The organism is Nocardia sp. NPDC024068 (assembly GCF_040638875.1).
In the GTDB taxonomy this organism is placed as follows: domain Bacteria; phylum Actinomycetota; class Actinomycetes; order Mycobacteriales; family Mycobacteriaceae; genus Nocardia.
Genome location: NZ_JBEZYU010000001.1, coordinates 506,123 through 526,433, shown reverse-complemented (window position 1 = coordinate 526,433; position 20,311 = coordinate 506,123). Strand labels below are relative to the sequence as shown.

20 protein-coding genes are annotated in these 20,311 nt (G+C 70.9%); 10 read left to right on the top strand and 10 right to left on the bottom strand.

All coding sequences use genetic code 11. The features are described 5' to 3' along the window. Nucleotides 1-166 precede the first annotated feature (166 nt). From AB0F41_RS02275 to AB0F41_RS02260, 4 genes are all read left to right on the top strand, one after another. A complete protein-coding gene (locus AB0F41_RS02275; RefSeq protein ID WP_357420849.1) occupies nt 167-655 on the top strand; it encodes an FBP domain-containing protein in 489 nt (162 codons plus the stop codon). Between the two features lie 222 nt (nt 656-877). Continuing rightward, nucleotides 878-1,753, top strand: coding sequence for a nucleotidyltransferase domain-containing protein (locus AB0F41_RS02270; RefSeq protein ID WP_357420848.1), 876 nt, complete (start codon nt 878-880; stop codon nt 1,751-1,753). Between the two features lie 152 nt (nt 1,754-1,905). Next, the gene (locus AB0F41_RS02265; protein ID WP_357420847.1) at nt 1,906-2,271 is read left to right on the top strand and encodes a metalloregulator ArsR/SmtB family transcription factor; all 366 of its coding nucleotides are present in this window, start codon (nt 1,906-1,908) and stop codon (nt 2,269-2,271) included. A 1-nt stretch (nt 2,272) separates the two neighbouring features. Continuing rightward, on the top strand, nt 2,273-2,830 hold the full coding sequence (locus AB0F41_RS02260; RefSeq protein ID WP_357420846.1) for an SRPBCC domain-containing protein: 558 nt from the start codon (nt 2,273-2,275) through the stop codon (nt 2,828-2,830). 12 nt (nt 2,831-2,842) lie between these two features. Here AB0F41_RS02260 and AB0F41_RS02255 read toward each other — a convergent pair whose 3' ends face one another. After that, the gene (locus tag AB0F41_RS02255) at nt 2,843-3,841 is read right to left on the bottom strand and encodes a zinc-binding dehydrogenase (protein WP_357420845.1); all 999 of its coding nucleotides are present in this window, start codon (nt 3,839-3,841) and stop codon (nt 2,843-2,845) included. 177 nt (nt 3,842-4,018) lie between these two features. Between AB0F41_RS02255 and AB0F41_RS02250 the strand changes: the two genes are divergently transcribed. Next, complete coding sequence (locus AB0F41_RS02250) at nt 4,019-5,074, top strand: NAD-dependent epimerase/dehydratase family protein (RefSeq protein ID WP_357420988.1); 1,056 nt, start codon at nt 4,019-4,021, stop codon at nt 5,072-5,074. 125 nt (nt 5,075-5,199) lie between these two features. Here the strand turns inward: AB0F41_RS02250 and AB0F41_RS02245 are convergent, their stop codons facing one another. The 3 genes from AB0F41_RS02245 to AB0F41_RS02235 are packed head-to-tail and all read right to left on the bottom strand — an operon-like array spanning nt 5,200 to nt 8,366. After that, a complete protein-coding gene (locus AB0F41_RS02245) occupies nt 5,200-6,225 on the bottom strand; it encodes a HAMP domain-containing sensor histidine kinase (protein WP_357420844.1) in 1,026 nt (341 codons plus the stop codon). Continuing rightward, nucleotides 6,218-6,946 carry a response regulator transcription factor gene (locus tag AB0F41_RS02240; RefSeq protein ID WP_357420843.1) on the bottom strand — a complete coding sequence of 243 codons (729 nt, stop codon included), beginning with the start codon at nt 6,944-6,946 and terminating at the stop codon, nt 6,218-6,220. The genes AB0F41_RS02245 and AB0F41_RS02240 overlap by 8 nt, the downstream gene beginning before the upstream one ends. Before the next feature lie 7 nt (nt 6,947-6,953). Continuing rightward, on the bottom strand, nt 6,954-8,366 hold the full coding sequence (locus AB0F41_RS02235) for a hypothetical protein (protein ID WP_357420987.1): 1,413 nt from the start codon (nt 8,364-8,366) through the stop codon (nt 6,954-6,956). A gap of 122 nt (nt 8,367-8,488) precedes the next feature. Here AB0F41_RS02235 and AB0F41_RS02230 point away from each other — a divergent pair, with 122 nt between their 5' ends. From AB0F41_RS02230 to AB0F41_RS02220, 3 genes are read left to right on the top strand one after another with little or no spacing between them, the layout of a single operon-like run. After that, nucleotides 8,489-9,160, top strand: coding sequence for a glycosyltransferase family 2 protein (locus tag AB0F41_RS02230; RefSeq protein ID WP_357420842.1), 672 nt, complete (start codon nt 8,489-8,491; stop codon nt 9,158-9,160). Next, nucleotides 9,157-9,864 (top strand): DUF2064 domain-containing protein, encoded by a 708-nt coding sequence (locus AB0F41_RS02225; RefSeq protein ID WP_357420841.1) that lies wholly within the window; start codon nt 9,157-9,159, stop codon nt 9,862-9,864. Before AB0F41_RS02230 ends, AB0F41_RS02225 begins: the two co-directional genes overlap by 4 nt. Beyond that, a complete protein-coding gene (locus tag AB0F41_RS02220) occupies nt 9,861-10,592 on the top strand; it encodes a class I SAM-dependent methyltransferase (RefSeq protein ID WP_357420840.1) in 732 nt (243 codons plus the stop codon). The genes AB0F41_RS02225 and AB0F41_RS02220 overlap by 4 nt, the downstream gene beginning before the upstream one ends. Here AB0F41_RS02220 and AB0F41_RS02215 read toward each other — a convergent pair. The 3 genes from AB0F41_RS02215 to AB0F41_RS02205 form a co-directional block, all read right to left on the bottom strand. After that, on the bottom strand, nt 10,562-11,047 hold the full coding sequence (locus tag AB0F41_RS02215; protein WP_357420839.1) for a nucleoside deaminase: 486 nt from the start codon (nt 11,045-11,047) through the stop codon (nt 10,562-10,564). The genes AB0F41_RS02220 and AB0F41_RS02215 overlap by 31 nt on opposite strands. A 111-nt stretch (nt 11,048-11,158) precedes the next feature. Then, nucleotides 11,159-12,883 carry a cutinase family protein gene (locus tag AB0F41_RS02210; RefSeq protein ID WP_357420838.1) on the bottom strand — a complete coding sequence of 575 codons (1,725 nt, stop codon included), beginning with the start codon at nt 12,881-12,883 and terminating at the stop codon, nt 11,159-11,161. 102 nt (nt 12,884-12,985) lie between these two features. Next, on the bottom strand, nt 12,986-14,566 hold the full coding sequence (locus AB0F41_RS02205) for a putative glycoside hydrolase (RefSeq protein WP_357420837.1): 1,581 nt from the start codon (nt 14,564-14,566) through the stop codon (nt 12,986-12,988). Between the two features lie 121 nt (nt 14,567-14,687). Here AB0F41_RS02205 and AB0F41_RS02200 point away from each other — a divergent pair, with 121 nt between their 5' ends. Then, nucleotides 14,688-15,695, top strand: coding sequence for a polysaccharide deacetylase family protein (locus AB0F41_RS02200; RefSeq protein ID WP_357420836.1), 1,008 nt, complete (start codon nt 14,688-14,690; stop codon nt 15,693-15,695). A 16-nt stretch (nt 15,696-15,711) separates the two neighbouring features. On the opposite strand, the gene AB0F41_RS02195 is transcribed toward AB0F41_RS02200, so the two are convergent. From AB0F41_RS02195 to AB0F41_RS02185, 3 genes are all read right to left on the bottom strand, one after another. After that, nucleotides 15,712-16,677, bottom strand: coding sequence for a TIGR00341 family protein (locus AB0F41_RS02195; RefSeq protein WP_357420835.1), 966 nt, complete (start codon nt 16,675-16,677; stop codon nt 15,712-15,714). A 9-nt stretch (nt 16,678-16,686) separates the two neighbouring features. Continuing rightward, on the bottom strand, nt 16,687-16,890 hold the full coding sequence (locus AB0F41_RS02190; RefSeq protein ID WP_357420834.1) for a hypothetical protein: 204 nt from the start codon (nt 16,888-16,890) through the stop codon (nt 16,687-16,689). 165 nt (nt 16,891-17,055) lie between these two features. Further along, a complete protein-coding gene (locus AB0F41_RS02185; RefSeq protein ID WP_357420833.1) occupies nt 17,056-19,689 on the bottom strand; it encodes a LuxR C-terminal-related transcriptional regulator in 2,634 nt (877 codons plus the stop codon). A 222-nt stretch (nt 19,690-19,911) separates the two neighbouring features. Between AB0F41_RS02185 and AB0F41_RS02180 the strand changes: the two genes are divergently transcribed. Next, the gene (locus tag AB0F41_RS02180; RefSeq protein ID WP_357420832.1) at nt 19,912-20,286 is read left to right on the top strand and encodes an SHOCT domain-containing protein; all 375 of its coding nucleotides are present in this window, start codon (nt 19,912-19,914) and stop codon (nt 20,284-20,286) included. Nucleotides 20,287-20,311 lie beyond the last annotated feature (25 nt).

The following is a 20,311-nucleotide window of genomic DNA, read 5'->3' as shown; positions in this document are numbered from 1 at the left end:
CGGCCGCCCGGCGCGGCCGCGACCGGGAGAGCCGGTGAAACCGAAGGCCACCGGGGTGGTGCCGGGTGCGGCGGCTCTCCGGACGGGTGCGGAAAAATGTTTGCCCCGGGTGGCGGGCACCCGATAGGTTGTCGCGGTTTGTCCACTACACGCAAGGAGACACCCCGTGCAACCCCTGACCGAGCCGGAGATCAGAGCGTCGTTCGTGAACTGTTCGAAGGGCGACGCCAAACGGCTCACCCTGCCCCCCGATCTCGCCGGCCGTCCCTGGGCGGATCTGGACTTCCTGGGCTGGGCCGATCCCGGACTTCCGGGCCGCGCCTACCTGGTGGTGCCCGAGGAGGCGGGATTCGCCGGTATCGCGCTGCGCTTCGAGACCGGCGGACCGCGCCGCTCCCAGATGTGCACGATCTGTTCGACCACCCACAGCAACGGTGGGGTCGTACTGATGACGGCACGTAAGGCCGGTGAAGCCGGGCGGCGCGGCAATACGACGGGCACCTATATCTGCGACGATCTGGCCTGTTCGCTGTACGCCCGGCGTAAGAAGACCCCGGCGATGGGTCGCGCGTACCGCGACGATTTCGATTCCGAGGACCGGATCCGCCAGGTACAGGACAACGTGACCGCATTCCTGGCCCGGGTCCGCAGCTGATCATCATCTGAAGTTCAACCGACAGCACAAGAAAGAGGTCGAGGCTCGTGCGCCGATCTTCGAGACCCGTCTCCGGTGTTCCGGACTCCCCGTCACGCGGGAATCCGGAACACCGTGCTCCCTCCCCGGCCGGGGCGGCCCGATATGCGGGCCGTGCCGGTCGGGGAGGGGGAATTCCACGCGTACCGTCCCGGATCCGAACGCGGGATTAGCCTGGGTGCCATGACCCGATACGGCGGCGAACAGGCGGCGTCAGGGGATTCCGGGAATTCCGGCCCACCGCCGCCCGCCGTCCCGGCGGCCGAACCGGGGGCTGCCGGGAGCCGGGCGATACCGCCCGGGATACGGGCCTATCTCGAGCGGCTCGTCGGCCGGGTGGAAGCCGTGTACGGCCGGTATCTGACCGGCGTATACGCGGTCGGATCGCTGGCTCTGGGCGACTATCGGCACGGCCGCAGCGATATCGATATCGCGGTGGTCGTTGCGCCCGTCGCGCCCGGGGAATCGGCACGCGAGCTCGCCCGGGTGCTGGCTCATCCGGAATTCCACTGTCCCGCGGCCGGACTCGAGCTGGTGGTCTACGACGCGGATTTCGCCGCGACGCCGTCGCCGCGGGCGGGATATCTGCTGAATCTGAATACCGGCGCGGCTCTGCCGGAGGTCGCCGATCTCGATTCCGGCCGGGCGCCGGATTTCTGGTTCGTCATCGACCGGGCCATCGCCTACCAGAGTGGCCTGGTGCTCGCCGGACCTCCCGCGCGGGAAGTGCTGGCGGCGCCGCGGCGGGACCTGGTGCTCGCCGCGATCGGGGATTCGGTGCGCGAACACGCCACCGCACCCGGTCATCCGGCGGACAACCGGGTGCTCAATGGATGTCGTTCGGTGGTGTTCTGCCGCACCGGGCGGTGGACGGCGAAACGGGCGGCGGCGCGGGTCATCGCGGCATCGGAGCCGCGATTCCGGGCGCTGGTGGTGGCGGCGGTCCGTAGTTTCGAGCGGCCGCGCGGCGCGGCGGAGACCCTCCCGGCCGCGGCGGTGGGCGATTTCTCCGCCTGGGTGGCGCAGGTCGTGGCGGCGGCACAAGGCGCGACCCGCTGACCGCATGCCGCATGCCCGGAGGCCTGAGGCCTGAGGCCTGAGGCCGCATGCCGGACGCGGACCTCGGTCATATCTGCGCCTTTATCAGCGCGGATTCTTTCCGGCGGGCATATTCCTTGACAGGAATATGCCTAGGGAGGAATTATGGGGCCGTGGCACGCGATGTATTCGAGGTTCTCGCCGACCCCACCCGGCGGCGGATCCTCGACCTGCTCCGCAACGGTGAACGCACCGTCGGTGATCTGGTGGATGCGCTCGGGACCGCACAGCCCAATGTGTCGAAACATCTGAAGATGCTCGACGCGGCGGCGCTGGTGCGGGTACGGGTGGACGGCCCGCGCCGGCACTACGGTCTCGCGCCGGCCCGGCTCCGGGAGATCGATGCGTGGCTGGCCCCGTTCCGGGAGATATGGGCCGACCGGCTCGACGAATTCGAGCGCTATCTCGATGCCATGCCCGATGAGGCACTGCCCGGCGAGGCGACTCCCGGCGCCCCCAACAGCGACAACGAGGAGTGACATGACCGAAACGACCGAACGTCTCGGCGAGGTGCTGCGCGACGGTGACCGTCTGGGCACCCGCTACGAACGCCGGCTGGCGCATCCGCCGGCCAAGGTCTGGCGGGCGCTCACCGAATCCGAGCATCTGCGGGCCTGGTTCCCGGCCGATATCGTCGGCGAGCGCCGCGCGGGTGCGGAGATCCGGCTGCGGTTCTGGCCGGAATCGGTCGAACACGCCGAGGCGGAACTCACCGAAGTGGGTGTCGACCTCGACGATCCGGAACTGCCCGGCCGCATCCTCACCTGGGAACCGCCCCGGGTCTTCGAATTCCTCTGGGACGACGAACATCTGCGGTTCGACGTGCTCGAGGACGGTGCCGGAACCCGGTTGCTCTGCACGGTCTGGTTCGGGCGGCCGGGACCGCGGGGGCATTCCGGAACGGCCGCGGGCTACCACGTCTGCCTGGATTCGCTGCGGGATTCACTCGACGCGGGGCCGGGTGGAATTCCCGACCCCGCGCAGATCGGCGCGCTCGAGAGCCGTTACGACGACCTCATCGAGCAGACTTCCGCCTGAGCCCCGGGCCCGTCATTCCGGGATGACCAGGGTGCGGCCCAGGGCGGACCGGTTCTCGATCGCGGTATGCGCCCGCGCGGCGTCGGCGAGCGGGTAGGTCTGGCCGACGACGACCTCCACCCGTCCGGCCGCGACCTCGCCGAGCATCCGGGTGGCGTAGGCGGACCGGTGATCACCGCCGGTGGGGAGGTCGAACAGGCTCAGCACCTCGACACCACGTTCCCGGGGCTGTTCCGATCCGGTATCGGCGAATTCCCCGGCGGCGGCGCCGTAGCCGATGAACCTGCCCTTATCGGCGGTGATCGCCAGCGCGGCGTCGCCCGGCTGCCCGCCGGCGCCGTCGAACACCACATCCGGGCCGCGGCCGCCGGTCGCGGCCCGGACCCGTTCGGCCCACCCGGGCTCGGAGTAATCGATCGCCGTTGCGGCGCCGAGCCTGCGGGCCAGGGCGAGTTTCGCCTCGCCACGGGCTGCGGCGATCACCTCGGCGCCGGCCTGCCGTGCCAGCTGGGTCAGCAGGGTGCCGAGTCCGCCCGCCGCCGCGGTGATCAGGACAGTATCTCCGGGGCGGACGGCGGCGCGGTCGAAGGCCGCCGACGCGGTGTGGCCGTCGTGGACCAGGGCGGTGGCCTGCTCGACGGTGACATCGCCGGGAATCTCGGTGAGATGCGCGAGCTCGGTCAGCGCCGATTCGGCGTAGCCGCCGATGGGCAGGCCGCCGCCGATACCGCTGGCGGCGGTGGGGGCGGCGACCCGCTTGCCCAGGAGGGCCGGATCGACATCCGATCCCACCGCCGTGATCACGCCGCCGATCGCCCCGCCGGGTACGTACGGCGGCCGGACGGGGAAGAAATCGGTTCCCCACCCCGACCGCAACCGGGTGTCGAGGAACATGACATCGGCCGCCGCCACCCGCACCAGGACCTGCCCGGCCGCGGGCTCCGGGTCCGGCAGTTCGTGTAGTTCCAGTACCTCGGGCCCGCCGAATTCCCTGACCTGCACCGCTCGCACGATGAACCTCCTCCGGTTCGTTTCCGTCGAATATCCACAGTCTCGAACCTTTAGTTAAGTTCAGGTCAAGTGCGGTGTTGTCACGACCCGTTTCGGACACGCCACGGCGGGGATAGGTATGACGAATCCGTGACATCGGCGCTCGCGTCCCACGTCCGGCGCGGTGCGGCGGGCAGGATCGGGAGGATGCGAGTACTGCTGACCGGCGCGGCCGGGTTCATCGGGTCCCATATCCACACCGCATTGCTCGCGGCCGGACACGAGGTGGTGGCCGCCGACCTGATGCTGCCCGCCGCGCACGGACCGGACGCGCACCCGCCCGCCGGGGTCTCCCGTATCGATATCCGCGAGCCCGCCGCCCTCGACGCCGCGCTGCGCGGTGTGGACGTCGTCTGTCATCAGGCCGCGGTGGTGGGCGCCGGGGTGAACACCCAGGACGCGCCCGCCTACGCCGGTCACAACGACTACGGCACGGCGGTTCTGCTGGCCGCGATGGAGCGGGCCGGATGCGCCCGGCTGGTCCTCGCCTCCTCGATGGTCGTCTACGGGGAGGGGCTGTACCGCGGACGCGACGGGGTGGTCGCGGTGGGTCCGCGCACCGACGCCGACCTCGCGGCGGGCCGGTACGAGCACCGGCACGAGGGCGAGGAACTCGACTGGGCGCCGGTACCCGAGGACACGCCGTCGCGGCCCCGCAGCCTGTACGCGGCCAGCAAGGTGGCGCAGGAGAACTACGCGACGGCCTGGGTCGCGGCGACCGGTGCGGCGGTCACGGCGCTGCGCTACCACAATGTCTACGGTCCCGGAATGCCCAGGGATACGCCGTATTCCGGGGTGGCGGCGATCTTCCGTTCGGCGCTGGCCGCCGGGCGGGCGCCGCAGGTGTTCGAGGACGGCGGCCAGACCAGGGATTTCGTGCACGTCAGCGATATCGCCGCCGCGAACCTGGCCGCGGTCGAGGCCCGGCTGCCGGGGTTCGTCCCGCTGAACATCTGCTCCGGGCAGCCGATCACCATCGGCGCTGTCGCCCGGACCCTGGCCGCCGCGCACGGCGGCCCCGATCCGGTGACCACCGGCGGGGCCCGGCCCGGCGATGTCCGGCATATCGTCGCCGACCCCACCCGCGCCCGGCGGATCCTCGGCTTCACGGCACAGGTGCGCCCCGAAGAAGGCCTGGTGGAGTTCGCCTCGGCACCGCTACGGGGCACCGCGGCGGCCGCGCCGATCGGCTGAACCGGCCTTTCGTGTCCGGCCTTACGGAATCCCGATCGCTGCCGTGGGCCGCCCACCGATATCGCGCCCGAGGCGGGTGCGGGGTGTGGAATCGGTGCGCGCCGCGTCAACGGCACCGCGGCGAACTACCCGGGTTCGGCCGGTAGCCGGATCTCGAAGCGGCAGCCGACGTCCCGGTTGGCGGCGGTGATCGCGCCCCGATGCGCTTCGACCAGGCCCGCGGCGATGGCCAGGCCCATTCCGCTGCCCGTCGGCACACCGTTGTCCGCGACCGGCGAGCGCACCGCCGTACCGCGATAGGCCACTTCGAAGATCCGGGGCAGATCGCCCGCGGCGATACCCGGCCCGGAATCGTCGACCCTGGTCCACACCTGGCCGTCGGCATGCCCGGCGGTGATCACCACCTCGCCGCCGGGCGGGGTGTGGGCGATCGCGTTGGACACCAGATTCGCCAGTACCCGGCCGAGTGCGTGATCGTCGGCGGAAACCGGTAGCGGGGCCGCGGGCTGGCGGGCGGTGAACCCCACCCCCGCCCGATCGGCGGTGGCCCGGTGGGCGGAGTAGATCTCGTCGATCAGTTCCCGCAGATCCAAGGGTTCCAGGTCCAGGCGCAGCGCACCCGCGGAGATCTTGGACATCTCGAACAGATCGTCGACCATCCGGGAGAGACGGTGGGTCTCCCGGCCGATCTGGTCGGCGTACCGGGCGATATCGGCCGGATCGTTCACCACGCCGTCCGACAGTGCCTCGGTCATCGCGCGGATACCGGCCAGCGGGGTGCGCAGATCGTGGCTCACCCAGGCCACCAGTTCCCGGCGGGACTGTTCGGCGGCCCGTTCCTGCTCCCGGATCTGCTTCTCCCATACCGTTTTCCGGGCCTGCTCGCGGCCCAGCAGGATGGCCGCCGGAACGGTCACCGCGGCCACCAGCAGCAGGACCAGGGAGGTGCGCCGGAACTCGGCGGTGAACATCAATCCGCTGACACCGGTGATTCCGGCCAGGGTCGCCAGCGTCGGGATGAGGACGAGTACGGCCATACTCGCGGTGAGCGAGCGGTCCCGCAGTGCGCGCAGAGCGAGCGCGCCGGCCAGCACCACCGGTAGCGAACACGCCAGGGTATACCCGATGATCTCCAGCAGGTTCTCAGGCATCGGGCGGCTCCGCGATGAGGCCATCGGTGGGCTCCGTGTGGAGATCGTCGCGCCCCCAGGCGTACCCGCGACCCCAGACGGTGTCGATGCGGTGGTCCGCGCCCAATTTGGCGCGCAGCCGTTTGATATGCACGGTGACGGTGGACAGATCGCCGAAGTCCCAGCCCCACACCCGATCCAGCAGCTCCTCACGGCTGTACACCCGGCCCGGATTGCGCAGCAGGAACGCCAGCAGATCGAATTCGCGGGGGGTGAGCTGGAGTGGGAGATCACCAGCGAAGGCCAGCTGGGCCGCCGGGTTCACCGTGACCGGGCCGTCGCGCAGGACCCGCCGATCGGTGGCGGGTCCGCGGTGGGAGCGGCGCAGTACCGAGGCGACCCGCAAGGCCAGTTCGCGCGGGCTGAACGGTTTGGTGACGTAATCGTCCGCGCCCGCCTCCAGTCCCAGGACCCGGTCGTCCTCGTCGCCGAGAGCGGTGAGCAGGATGATCGGGGTGTCCGGGTGATCGCCCGCGCGAATGGTCCGGCACAGGTCGATCCCGGTGGGCGCCGGCATCATCACATCCAGAACGGCCAGTTCCACCTCGCCGGCGGTCCGGGTCAGCGCGTCGTGGGCAGCGCGGCCGTCACCGGTTTCCAGGACGGTGCGGCCGTCGCGCTCGAGATAGCGGCGCACCACTTCCCGGACCACCGGGTCGTCGTCGGCTACGAGTATGCACATGGGCACCTCACCAATTCGTCTTCAGCAGATGGACCAGGATCACGGCGCCGGCGGCCTGCACCGCCAGCCAGGGGCGGGTACGCGCGGCCGGCAGGAACGCCGTCGCCACGAGCAGCCACATATCGAACGGTAACCAGATCCGTTCGGTTTCCGCTTTGCTCAGCCCGCTGATATCGGCGGCGGCGATCGCACACAGCGCGGCGGCCACCAGCAGCGACCCCGGTTCCAGTGCCCGGAGCCGGGCGGGCGCGAGGGCGTGCGAGAGCGCGGCCGCGGTCGCGAGACCGACAGCGCAGACGGTGGCGGCGAGATTGCCCCACCACCAGTAGCCGTACGGCCGATCCATGGCGATCCCCTGGTAGTAGCGGTCGACCACGAGGTGGTACCCGTCGAACCACCAGAAACCGGCGATCGTGAACGCCGCGACCACGAAGAGCGCACCCAGCACAGCCGGGATCAGCGGTCGCGCGGTCCGTGCCGCGAACAGCACGGCGACGGCGAGAAAACCCATGAGCACCAGCCCGTAGTTCAGGTAGATCCCCAGGGCGAGCAGCATTCCCGCGGCGACCGCCGCGACCGGGTACCGCCGGTCGGCTCGCGAGGTAGCGGTGGCAGCTGTGTTCATCGGAGTGGTCACCGGCGGCGCACCGCTCGCCGCCGGTGCGATCGCGCGGCCCGCCGCGACGGCCAGCAGGGCGACCCCCCACGCGGTGACGCCGGTGAACACCGCGTCGGCCGAGACCGCGATCCAGATCGCCGCCGGTGCGAGCACCAGGAACGGCAGCACCGCGCGGGCGCGGTCCTCGCTGCCCAGGGCCCGCAGGGCCACCGCGACCGCCAGCGGTGCGGTGCAACCCACCAGCACACAGACGATTCCCGCCCAGGTCGGTCCGCCGAGGCCGAGGCGGTCCAGCAGCACGAAGAACAGCAGCGCGCCGGGCGGATGCCCCGAGACGTGTGTGGTCCAGGAATCGGGTTGCCCGTCCAGGATCCGGTCGGCGAATCCGTGCAGCATGGCGGGGATATCGGTCACACCCGGTACCTCGGCGAGGTACTCGTGCCCGTCCGCCAGCCGGGAGGTGATCCCGCGTTTCCAGCCGTCCACGAATGCGAGGGCGAACGCCCAGGTGAGGGCGGTCAGATAGCTCGCGCCCAGCAGCGGCCGCCAGGCCAGCCGGTGCGTGAGAGCCGGGCCCCACAGCACCACCGCGACCGCCAGGGCCAGGGCCGGGAAGGTGCCCCAGCCGACCCGCGGGGCCCAATGCCCGAATATCGGGGCGGCGGCGGCGAAAACGCTGTCCCGCCACGATTCGCTCGCCAGTTGCGGGACGAGGAAGGCCACCGCTACCAGGAGCGCGGCGAGGCCCGCGCCGAGCAGTTCGCCGCGGACCCGGGTCGGGGGTTTCGTGAGGTCGATCAGATCCGGCACAGAGGCCACCCTATGCCGGTTCACTCGGTGAACAGCGGATTCATCGCGACCCAGGACACGACGTCATGGTTTTGTCACAGGTTTCCGGCCGATTCCGGCTTAGCGTGACACCTATGGCGACAGATCCCCCTACCCCGGCCGGTGTGACCGTCGTGATCCCGTGCCGCAACGAAGCCGAAGCGTTGCCGGGCGTCCTGGCCGCCCTACCGCCCGGCTACCGGCCGATCGTGGTGGACAACGGCTCCACCGACGGCACGGCCGCCGTCGCCGCCTCCTGCGGGGCGCGCGTGATCACCGAGACCCGGCCCGGTTACGGTGCCGCGGTGCAGGCCGGAATCGCGGCGGCGGGTACCGGGCTGGTGGCCGTCCTCGACGGCGACGGGTCGATGGACCCGGCCGAACTCCCGCTGCTGGTGGCGGCGGTGCGCGCGGGTGCCGACCTCGCGGTCGGGCGGCGCCGGCCGGTATCGCGCGGGGTGTGGCCGTGGCATACGCGCCTCGGCAACCGGGTCGTCGCGCACCGGCTGCGCCGCCGCTACGGATTGCCGGTGCACGATATCGGCGCCATGCGGGTCGCGGGGCGGGAGCGGCTGGAATCCCTGGGCCGGCTGCACGACCGGTTCGGATATCCGCTGGAACTGCTGGTCCGCGCGGCGGACGCGCACTGGGAGGTCCGGGAGGTCGATATCAGCTATCACCCCCGTGCCGGCGGAACATCCAAAGTGTCCGGATCGGCGCGTGGTTCGCTGCGGGCCACCCGCGATTTCCTGGCGGTGCTGCGGTGACCCGCATCGGGGCCGGCGGTCGTGGATCGGCGATACTGCCGGCGACAGTGCTGATCGTGGCCAAGGCTCCGGTCGCGGGTTTCGCGAAAACCCGCCTGACACCGCCCCTGTCGCCGGTGCAGGCGGCCCGGCTGGCCGCCGCCGCGTTGCTGGATACGCTGGCCGCGGTCCGGGACTGTCCGCTCGCGCACCGGATGGTCGCGCTCACCGGGGATCTGGGCGCCGCCGAGTACGGCGCGGAGATCGCCGCCGCGCTGACGGCCTTCGAGGTGCGGTCGCAGCGTGGCGACGGTTTCGGGGTGCGCCTGGCGAACGCGCACGCCGACGCCGCCCGGGCCGGGCTCCCGGTGCTGCAGATCGGGATGGACACCCCGCAGGTCACGTCACGAATGCTTGCCGACGCGGCCGGTGCCCTCGTCGCCGCTGGTGATGCTCTCCTCGGACCGGCCGCGGACGGCGGGTGGTGGGGGCTGGGGCTGCCCGACCCGCAAGCGGCGCGTCTGCTCGCCGACGTGCCGATGTCCACACCGGCCACCGGCGAGCACACCCGGCGGGCGCTACGGTCGTGCGGCTACCGCGTCGGTCCGTTGCCGATGCTCACCGACGTCGACCACTACGACGACGCGCTGCGGGTGGCGGGTGATTGTTCCGGCCGGTTCGCGGCGGAGATGGACGCGCTGACGGCCGGACAGGCGGCCCGGTGATCGGGCGCTTCGATCCGGCTCTCACCGGCGGTGAATGCTGGATCCGCACCGCCGACGGCGACCGGACCCGGTTGCCCACCCGGCGGTGGCTCGGCGGCGGCCGCGTCAGCGCGGCCGACCGGCAGGTGGATTCGGCGCTGGTCGGCTGTTGTGACGGCCCGACCGTCGACCTCGGATGCGGTCCGGGCCGGCTGGTCACCGCGCTGTGCCGGCGCGGTGTGATGGCGCTCGGCGTGGATATCTCACCCGTGGCGATCGCGGTCACCCGGCACCGTGGCGCGCCCGCCGTGGCGCGTGATGTCTTCGGCCCGTTGCCGGGTGACGGGCGCTGGCACTACGCGCTGCTCGCCGACGGCAATATCGGGATCGGCGGCGACCCACGCCGGTTGCTGGGCCGGGTGGCGCGGTTGTTGCGCCCCGACGGCTTGGCGGTGGTCGAATTCGACTGTCCGGGAACGGGTATCGTGGTCCGGCAGATCCGGCTCGAGACGCGGGATCGGGCCGGTGACTGGTTCCCCTGGGCCGAGGCCGGTATCGACCGGGCGGAGGCGCTCGCGGCCGAAACCGGATTCGAACTGCTCACCGTCGCCGAAATATCCGGCCGGCATCTGGCCTGGCTACGCCGGACCGGTGCGGGCCCGGCCGCGATCGCGCCCCGGCCGGTCGGGGACCCCGGCCACGGACCCGCTGCCGGGGATCACCGGGCCGGGGCGAAACAGGCGCGGTAGAGCGATTCCATCTCCGCGGTGAGTTCGGGCGCCGGACCGTCGGTGACCGCACCCGGCACCACCTCCCCGATCGCCAGGGTCGCGACCGGGGAAGCGGGTGCGCCCCAGGCATGCAACCAGTCCGCGAGCTGACGCCCCGAGGCCGCGTACACGATTCGGCCGAGGCCCACCCAGCCGTGGCTCGCCGAGCACATCGCGCAGTGTTCGCCGGAGGTGTACACGGTGGCCGAAGCACGTTCCTCCGGATTCAGGTGGGCGGCCGCCCAGCGGGAGATCTCGAATTCCGGATGCCGGGTCGGATCGCCACCGGCTACCCGGTTGCGGTCCTCGAACAGCACCGCGCCGTCGGCGCCGGCGAGTAGCGACCCGAACGGCTGGTCGCCGGCGGCGAGCGCCTCCCGCGCCAGATCGACGCAGCGGCGCAGATAGTCGAGATCGTGCGAGGTGATCGTCATGAACGCATCCTCGCGTACGAACCGGCGGCGGGCGGTGACCCGGGGTGGGTCACCGCCCGCGCGGCGTGTGGCCGCACCCGGAGTCCGGGCGCGTGGCTCTCGCCGACCGGATCAGCGAGCCGTTTCGGCCGGCGAGCCCGTGGACGGTGTCACGGTGGGCTCGGTGGTGCGGGTGGGTTCGCCGCTGGTGGCCGGCGCCGCCGAGGTGGACGGCGTGGCCGTCTCGGTGCCGCTCGACGAAGGGGTGGCCGGGACCGGGGCAGGCGCGGCGACTTCCGACGGTGCGGTCGTGGTTCCCGAGGGGGTCGCCGGCAGGGTGCCGGACGGTTCCGTCGTGGTCGGCGCGCCGGTCGTGGTGGTACCTGTCGCCGATGTCGTGGTCGGCGCGGTGGTGGTCGTGGTGGCGGTGGCCTGGGTGGAGGTGGCCGCCGCCGCCCGGTACGCGTCGTCGAGATCGGCCGCGGTGGGGGTCGACTTTGTGTTCACCGGTTCCCCGGCCTGCGCCTGTTTCGCCAGATGGGTGAGCCATGCCGCCGCGTACTCGGCCGAGGTCAGCGGTTTACCGTTGTTCGGGTCGGCGTCACGCCAGTAGTCGAAATGATGACCGGTGGCGTTCGGGCCGAGGGTGAGTTTGTAGGGGTCGGACAGGATCACCGGAATGGTGTTCTGGTTGGTGACGATCAGGCCCACGATCTCGTTGAGGACCTTCTGCGGCAGATAGGCCAACGGCGATATCTCGTCGGTGGAGATGGCGTCCGCGGGCTGCTGCGGGGCGGGTGCCACCGCGGCGGGGTCGTAGGCCGGATCGGAGACCCGCAGCAGCACCTCGAGGAACGTCTCGTCACTGGCCATCCAGTTCGGCTGCGAGCGGATATCGCCCAGGGCCAGCAGCGCGACCCGGCTGAGTGCCACGGCGACGTCCTGCCCGGTTGCGGGCGTCAGGCCCTCACGTTCCAGGGCGTCGGCATTCACCTGCCGCGCCACATTGACCACCAGTTGCAGCAGCGCGATATTGTCCGGCGCCGCGCAGGTCAGGTCGCCGTCGGAACAGAAGGAGGCGATCTTGCCGTTCAGCGATCCGAAATCACCGGCGGTGCCGGGCAGCGCGCCCTGCCCCGGGACCGGCGTCTTGCCGTTCTGATAGACCTGATCGAATCCGTCCGGGTTGCCGAACGGGTTCTCCGCGCCGGGGAACGGGCCGTCACCTGCGGTCCGGCCGCCGTCGGCCAGGATCACCACACCGGTCACCTTGTCCGGATCCACGATCGCGTAGCCGCCGCCGGTCTGTTCCTGGTGGCCGACGTCCATGGCGACCCGGCGGACCACATCGGCGCCCTCGCTGTAGCCGACGATCGCGAACCGGGTGTCCGGGCAGGCCTGCGCGATCTCCCGCATCACCTGCTTGGTGTTGGCCGCACCGGTGGTGACGGCGTCCTCGTAGGTGGCCATATTCGCCGGGTAGGCGATGTAGACGGCGGCATAGGAGCCCGGCGCCACATCGTCGGCGGGGGCGTTCACCACCGGGTCGACCCATTCGCTGCTGTGATCGCCGGACAGCGCCGCCGGCAGCGGGTTCCCGTTGGCATCCACCAGCAGTTTCGTCGTGCCCGCGGCCGGGGTGTCACCCCGTCCGGCCACCGAGATGGTGACCATATCGTGGCATTCGGTGACCGAGGCCCGCAGCTGGGTGTCCACCTGCTGCGGTGCCGTCACCGAGTAGGCGGCGCCCACGGCGGCGACCACGCCCAGCGTGGCCGGTGCGGCGATCGCCGCCGCGAGACGGTGCTCTGCGAGATAATCGCGACAGCGCACGAGGTAACCACTTCGGAAAGCCATGTCCCCAGCTCCATTCCACAACCGATAAATGGACGGGCCGGCCCCCCGACGGGCCATTACGTCACCGGAGACGTCGCCGCGCGGGTCCGCGGCGTTACGCGGTCACTTCACGGGCAGGGCCCCGCCGTGGTAGGTCACCGACGGACTCCACAGGAAGAAACTGTGGATCCCTACTTTCGCGGCAGCGTCGATCTGTGCTCTGACCTGGGCATCTCCATAGTCGACGCCGAGGCTGAAATCCTGCAGCCAGGGGATCACCCGGGCTCCGGTGCCTTCGGTCACGGTCTGGAAGTCCCGCAGTGAGGCGGCGACGATGTCGTAGGGCTGGGAATTGGGGTCGGCCACTCCGTATTCGCCGGGGCCCCAATGCGACGGGTAGATCATCGGCGCGACATAGTCCACCTGCCGGGCCATGAGGCCGATGTCCTGGGCGATCTGGTCGGGCCGGGTGGCGGCGATACCGTAGACCGCGGCGCTCTGATGGGCGCCGGCGGCCTGCACCGGGGTGCGGCTCTGCCGCAGGAATTCGGCGACAGCGACCGTCGCCGGCCCTTTCAATCCCGCGAACCGCATGCTGGACAAGGGCCCGTCGGGGCGCCGGACGTAGTCGTACATGATGCCGTCGAATCCGAGCTCGGCGGCTTCCACGGCGAGTGCGATGTTGTAGCCGCGTACCTCGGGATGGGCGAAATTGGTGAACGCGATCGCGCCGTAATGGCTGGAGTACGGCTGCCCCGCGGGATTCTGGATCACCCAGTCGCGCCGGCCGTGATGCCAGGCCCATTCGGCGAGCCCGGGATCACGGAAGGCGACGATACGGCCCACCACCTGCACACCCATATCGTGTAGCTGCCGCAGTGCCGCCCGGGCGTCGTAGATGGGGGTGGCGGCGCCGGTGGTGCGGGCCAGCGGCACCTTCGAGTTGTAGCCGACCACCCCGTCCTCGTCCTTGATATCGAGCTGCACGGTGTCGATCCGGCCCTGACGGGCCAGGTCCAGAATCTCGCCCCGCATCCCGTCGTGGGACCAGGCGTGCGCGGTGACGTGGACGGCGCGCATCCGCGGCAGGTCGATACCGGTGGTGAGCGCGCGGGTGGTGGTATTGCCCGCGGCGTCGGCCGCGACCACTTCCGAACCGCCCGGACTGTGCGGCAGCTCGGTTTCGAAGTTGCCGTCGGGGCCGGGGGCCACCGCGTGTTCGCCGATCGACACCCGCGCGGCGTCCGGTGCGCGGCCGCGCACCGTCACCGGGTCGCGGTAGGAGCCGACGGTTTCCGGCCGCGCCACCTCGAGTTCCGGGGCCGCGGTATCGACGGTGAAGGTCGCCGAGACCGCGGGGTCGCGGCGGAACCAGCCGGCCGGTATCTCCGCGGCGAAGGTGTGGTCGCCGTCGGTGAGGTTCTCCGGGTGATAGAGCACCGTCGCGCCCTCCACCCGGCCCTCGACGGGCGCACCGTCCAGGGTCAACCGGACCGACCCCGGATCGTGTCCGGCGGCGTCCACCCGCAGCGTCAGATCCGGTAGCGCCGCCGCACCCACCGGCCCGGGTGGTAATCCGCTCAGCGGGAGTTGTTCGACCGGTTGCCGGGCGGCGCCGACCCCCACCGACACCAGCACGATCGCCAGGACGACACCGAAAACCAGGACCGCCGACCGTTTCCGGCCGAGGGCCCGCACCCGCATGAGCACAACGCACCAACTTCCACAAGAACCCGTTCCCGGACAGGATGGCCAGTGCGCGCCGTCACCAATCTGTTTCGCGGAGATGAACCGTAAATCGTTGTCGGCACGTAACATTCGTCCGATGGTTCGATACCCGGTGAGCATTGTTCGGGTCGTCGTGGCGGCTCTGTGTGCGATAGGTGCCGCGGCCTGCGGTGGGACGGCCGAGACCGCGCCCGCCCCACCGGCGCCGCCTCCGCCGGTGACCACCACCGCGCGGCCGGATCCCGCGGCGGTCGGCGCCGACGAACTGGGACAGGTCCCGATCCTGATGTACCACCAGCTGTCCGCGCAGCCGGCCGGTGAATACGACCAGACACCGGCCGAGTTCCGCGGGGAACTGGACCGGTTGTACCGGGAGGGCTACCGCCCGATCACCGCGGCCCAGTACATCGCCGGGTCCATCGATATCCCCGCCGGAACGCACCCGGTGGTGCTCACCTTCGACGATTCGACCACGAGCCAGCTGCGATTCGGACCCGACGGCCGCCCCGCCCCCGGCTGCGCGGTCGCGATCCTGGAGGAGTTCGCCGCCGCCCATCCGGATTTCCCGGCCCGCGCGACCTTCTACGTCACCAACGATCCCTTCGGCGGCGACCCCCGTGCGCTGCCCTATCTGGCCGCGCACGGTCACGAGATCGGCTCCCATACCGCGACCCACGCGAACCTCGCCGAATCCGATCCCGCGCGGGTGCGGCACGAATTGGCGTCGAACGTGGCCGCCATCGGCACCGCCGCACCGGGCGTGCCGGTGCGCACACTGGCCCTGCCCCTCGGTATGGCGCCCGAAGATCCCGCGCTGGCGCGGGCCGGGACCGCCGGTGGCACGTCCTACCGGTTCGATGCCGTGATGCTGGTCGGCGCGAATCCGGCGCCGTCACCGTTCGGCGCGGGGGACCAGGGAGCAGTACCGCGGATCCGGTCCGGCCTGGGGGCCGTCCCGTTCGACAGCGCCTACTGGCTCGATCAGCTGGCGGCCGAACCCGGTTCCCGCTTCACCTCCGACGGCGACCCGGACCGGATCTCGTTCCCCCGGGATTCGGCGGACGGACCCACCGGCAGGTGGGCGGGGCAGGCACAGCCCTATTGATCCCGCCCGGCCCGGTTCAGTCGCTGACCCGGGATCCGACGGTATGCACGATCACCACCTCGGGGTCCCACGGCACCAGCGAATAGACCGACTGTTTCAGCGTGTCGACCGGCGGCAGTTCCCCGGGCGCCCGGATCTCGATGGTGGCGGTATCGCTGTGCAGCGTCACATCGGTGACCTGCGCCCCCGGGATATCGCGCAGCCACTGCCGGGTCGCGTCGGCGATCTGGTCGGCCCACAGCGAGGTGAGCGAGTTGACCACCATCGGGATCGCGACCACGACCAGCGCCGCGGCCAGTACCGCGTAGGCCCGCCCGCGCCGCGCGGCGCCCGCCCCCGCTTCGTGGGCATAGCCGGTGAACACCAGCACTACCGCGGCGGTGATCATCATGGCCACCATATTGGAGGCGAAGAGCACGAACGCGCCCACTCCGAGTGACGGCGAACCCGACCCCAGGCAGACGCCCACCACCGCCAGCGGCGGCACCAGGGAGATGGCGATCGCGACACCCGGCAGCACATCGCCCACATCGCGACGGGTGATGGCTATCGCACCGACCAGCCCGGTGGCCAGGGCCGCGGAAAGGTCGACGATCCGGGGCGAGGTCCGCCCGAGGACCTGGGAGTTGCCGAGTACATCGGTCGGATTCGGCAGCAACTGCGCGACCAGGAATCCCAGCAGGATCACCGCGGCGGCGCCGGCCGTCACCAGCAGCAGGCTGCGGACCACGAGCCGGGCGTCGCTGGTGGCGATCCCGAGACCGACCCCGAGGATCGGGACCGACAGCGGTGCGACGATCATCGCGCCGATCACGGTGGCGGTGGAATCACCCACCACCCCGGATACCGCGATCACGCCCGAGAGCACCAGCATGATCCAGAAGGCCGAGCGCTTGGCCCGCGAGTCGCCGGTTCCGAGATTCAGCCGTTCGGTGACCTCGTCGAGGGTGCGGCGCTGGCTCGCGGGTACCAGGACAGACATCCCGCGTCCTCAGTCCGGGAGCCGGTGCATCTCGAGCACGGTGAGGCCCAGATTGTCGATGCGGGCGAGGATCGTGCGGACACCGGTGGAATCGGTGACCGGTCCCGACAGCACCGTGGTGCCCTGGCCCCGGTTTCCGATGAGCTCGGGGAAGGCGGCGAGCGCACGCTCGGAGAGTTCGCCGTCGATGGTGAACTGATATCGCATCGCCATCTCCTGCATGGTCGCGGCTCGGGTCGGCGGCGGTCCGGGCGTGGAGAGAGCGGTCCGGTTGCCGGGAACCAAGTGTCACCCGGCAACCCGGTCGCACACCTCGTCCGCTTCGGGTGAAAGACGGGCGCGGTGGTCGGATCTCGTGGCCGGGAGCCGTTCCCGGCGTCAGAGCAATCCGGAGCGGCGCGCCTCTTCCAGTGTCTCCATGCGCGAACTGGTGCCCAGCTTGGCGTAGATACCGCGCAGATGGGTTTTCACCGTGTTGATGGAAACCCCGAGATCATCGGCGATGTGCTGGGTCGTCCGGCCCGAGGGCAGCTGGCGCAGGATGGTCGCCTCGGTCGCGGTGAGCGGCGGATGGTCGGTCCGGCGGTGCGCGTGATGGCTGGCCCGCACGGTATCGGCGAACGCACTGTGGTGGCCGAAGCATCCGGCGTAGTAGTCGAGTAGTTCGACCGCGCCCGGTACGTCGAAGAACGGCCGGGTGATCTGATGGCCGGCGGCGATCCGCAACCCCTGCTCCACCGCCTCCCGGGATTTCGGATCGTTGCCGAGCTGATGATGTGCGCGGGCGTCCAGCAGCAGCGCGGTCAGCCGGCTCACCGGATGCGCGGCGGGGGTGGCCGTCAGCAACGGCTCCACCTGGGTCACCACCGCCTGATGGTTTCCGGCGAACGCGGCCAGCGCCGCTCCGGCCAGCACCGTATCGGGAGTGCGGCCCAGGACCGCGCGGGCCCGTTCGACCAGCCGCTGCGCGGTCGGCGCCTCGTTCACGCCCAGCAGGGTCCACACCGCGGCGCCGAGCAGGCCGCCGCTGAGCGCGGGCGGGGGGTCGGCGTCGAGAACCCGGCCGATACTGCGGCGCAGCCGGTCGGTGGCCGTGGCCCGGTCGGTGGCGCACTGGCAGTGCAGCAGCGTACCCACGGTATGCGGCAGCCAGCCCGCGACCGGTCCCGGTGTTCCGTCGCGCCGGATACGTTCGGCGCACAGGATTTCGATCCGGCCCGGCTGCGGATCGGTGCCCTGCAGGTAGGCGCCGTAGGCCTCCAGCGCCGTGGCGTGCACGGCTTCGGGGAGGTCCAGCAGATCGTGGTCGCGGGCGATGGCCCGGGCGCGTTCGGCCCGCTGCCGCATGGTGGTGATCGATCCGGCCAGACCCGCGGTGACGGCCAGCCGGGTCACCGCGATGAGCCGCAACCGCGGATGGCAGCGGGACCGGGTGCGCGTCAGTGCGACCCGTAACCGCTCCTCGCCGCGGGCGAGTTCGCCGCGCAGCACCAGCACGGTTCCCGTGGTGACGGCGAGGTAGCCGTCCAGGTCGGGCCGGTCGGCCGGCGGCAGCCGCTCCGGCAGCGCCGTCGATTCCGGCGCGGTGCCGGTGGCCACCGCGAGTTCGGCGTTCACCGCGGCGCCCAGCGCGTCGAGCCGGTACGGGCCCGCCAGGGAAACCGGCTCGTCGTCGGCCTGCAAACGGGTGCTGTCCCGGTAGGCCTGCGCGGATCCACTGTCGCCGTGCAGCAGCGCGTCGGTGGCCTGCAGCAGCCGCAGGAACGGGTCGGTCAGCACCTCGGGAGCGGCCCCGGCCAGCGCATCGAACAGCGCTTCACCGTGATCGGCCAGCACCAGCGCCAGCGCATGGTCGGCCAGGAACGATGCCAGCGGCCGCCGGTCGGGTACGGCCAGCAGATGCCGCAGCGCCGCCCACAGCTCACCGGTGGCCATCAGTTGCCGGGCCGCCCGCAGATGCAGATCCGCACACAGATCCGGGCCGAGGCGATTGGCCTCGGCCAGGAAGTAGGCCCGCAGCATCGGATGGTAGGAGAACCAGACGGCGCCACCGCGGGAGAGCGAGGTCATCGGGAAGTTGAGCCGATTCAGCTCGTAGAGCTGGTGCGCCGCACCGCCGCCGACCAGATCGTCGGCGAGTTGTTCGGTGAACTCCTCCGGGATGCTGGTGCAGGTCAGGAACTGGCGCAGCGACGGAGAGAGGGTGTCGATGAGTTCGCCGACCAGGATATCGGCGAACGCGTGCGGCGGCCGGGCCAGTGCGGCCAGGGCGTCGGTGTGGTCGACGGTGTTGGCCGTGAGATAGATCGCGGCGATCCGCACCAGGGCGGCCCAGCCCTCGGTCAGCGACATGAGGGTGTCGAGGGTGTCGCCGTCGAGTTCGCATTCGTGGCCGTCGCAGAGCTGGGCGGCCTCACCGGCGGAGAGCGCGAGATCCCGGGCACTCCACCGGGTCAGCCGGGAGTGCAGGTCGAGCAGATGCCAGCGGATCGGCGGATCGAACCGCGCGCAGAGGACGGTGGTCACCGATTCGGGCGCGTTCTGCAGGAAGTATTCGAGTCCGGCCAGGGCGAGTGGGTCGGTGATCAGATGCGCGTCATCGATGATCAGGACGGTCGGTGTGCGCTGGGCGGCCAGCGCCTCGAGGAGCGTATCCGCTTCCCCGATCCCCGCCGCCGGCCGCCCCGCGCCGAGGCCCCGCAGCTGCAGGCGCGCGCGCAGTTCGGCCCACAACGACATCTGATCGCGCACCGTGATCCACGCCGTGCGGGTGTCCGGATGGGTTTGCGGCAGATGGTTCGCCGCCCAGTCGGCCACCGTCACGGTTTTCCCGATTCCGACCGCTCCGCAGATCAGCAGAACTCCGCCGTGACCGCGATCGGCCACCGAGTCCAGTGCGGTGTGCAATCGATGCCGGGACACCGGGGTGAAGGGGAAGACCGGGATATGTGATCGCGACCGAGCTCGCGATACCGGGCGGCCCGTCAGATCCAGTGTTGGCGAAGTGGTCACGGTGCCTCCCGACGAAGATGTCCGAAACAGCACTAGCACGCACTGAGCGGGAGCCTACCCGAGGCGAGACCCGGGTCGAGCGGTCCTGAACCAACCTGTTACCAGGGCGTATCCGGTCGGATTCATCCGTAGCGGGTGAACCGGATGCCCACGCGCGCGGCATACGGTGGCGGCTGTCGCCGCCCGCGGGGACCCCTGTATCCGAGGCAAACGAGGTGGGCCATGTCGTTCTGGGAAGCGCTCTGGCTGGTCGTGGTGAGTTTCGCGTTCATCGCGTATCTGCTCCTGCTGTTCCACATCATCGGTGACCTGCTGCGCGACCGGGAGACCTCCGGGTGGGTCAAGGCGCTGTGGGTGGTGCTGCTGATCCTGCTGCCGCTGCTGTCGTCGCTGGTGTACCTGATCGTGCGGGGCCGCGGGATGACCCAGCGGTCGATCGCGGTGGCCGAGCAGATGCAGACGGCCGAGAAGCAGTACATCCAGCAGACCGCCGGAACCAACCCCGCGACGCAGATAGCGGACGCGAAACTGCTTCTCGCCGACGGCACCATCACCGAGGCCGAATACGAACGACTCAAGGCCAAGGCCATGTCGTGACCGATCCGGCCGCCGGCGCGGCATC

Coding starts and splice junctions, on each gene's coding strand:
- AB0F41_RS02240 (WP_357420843.1), bottom strand. CDS start 6,946: ATGTGCATACTCGTAGCCGACGACGACCCGGTGGTCCGGGAAGTGGTG.
- AB0F41_RS02200 (WP_357420836.1), top strand. CDS start 14,688: ATGGTTCGATACCCGGTGAGCATTGTTCGGGTCGTCGTGGCGGCTCTG.
- AB0F41_RS02190 (WP_357420834.1), bottom strand. CDS start 16,890: ATGGCGATGCGATATCAGTTCACCATCGACGGCGAACTCTCCGAGCGT.
- AB0F41_RS02270 (WP_357420848.1), top strand. CDS start 878: ATGACCCGATACGGCGGCGAACAGGCGGCGTCAGGGGATTCCGGGAAT.
- AB0F41_RS02215 (WP_357420839.1), bottom strand. CDS start 11,047: ATGACGATCACCTCGCACGATCTCGACTATCTGCGCCGCTGCGTCGAT.
- AB0F41_RS02230 (WP_357420842.1), top strand. CDS start 8,489: ATGGCGACAGATCCCCCTACCCCGGCCGGTGTGACCGTCGTGATCCCG.
- AB0F41_RS02180 (WP_357420832.1), top strand. CDS start 19,912: ATGTCGTTCTGGGAAGCGCTCTGGCTGGTCGTGGTGAGTTTCGCGTTC.
- AB0F41_RS02195 (WP_357420835.1), bottom strand. CDS start 16,677: ATGTCTGTCCTGGTACCCGCGAGCCAGCGCCGCACCCTCGACGAGGTC.
- AB0F41_RS02245 (WP_357420844.1), bottom strand. CDS start 6,225: ATGCCTGAGAACCTGCTGGAGATCATCGGGTATACCCTGGCGTGTTCG.
- AB0F41_RS02260 (WP_357420846.1), top strand. CDS start 2,273: ATGACCGAAACGACCGAACGTCTCGGCGAGGTGCTGCGCGACGGTGAC.
- AB0F41_RS02210 (WP_357420838.1), bottom strand. CDS start 12,883: ATGGCTTTCCGAAGTGGTTACCTCGTGCGCTGTCGCGATTATCTCGCA.
- AB0F41_RS02205 (WP_357420837.1), bottom strand. CDS start 14,566: ATGCGGGTGCGGGCCCTCGGCCGGAAACGGTCGGCGGTCCTGGTTTTC.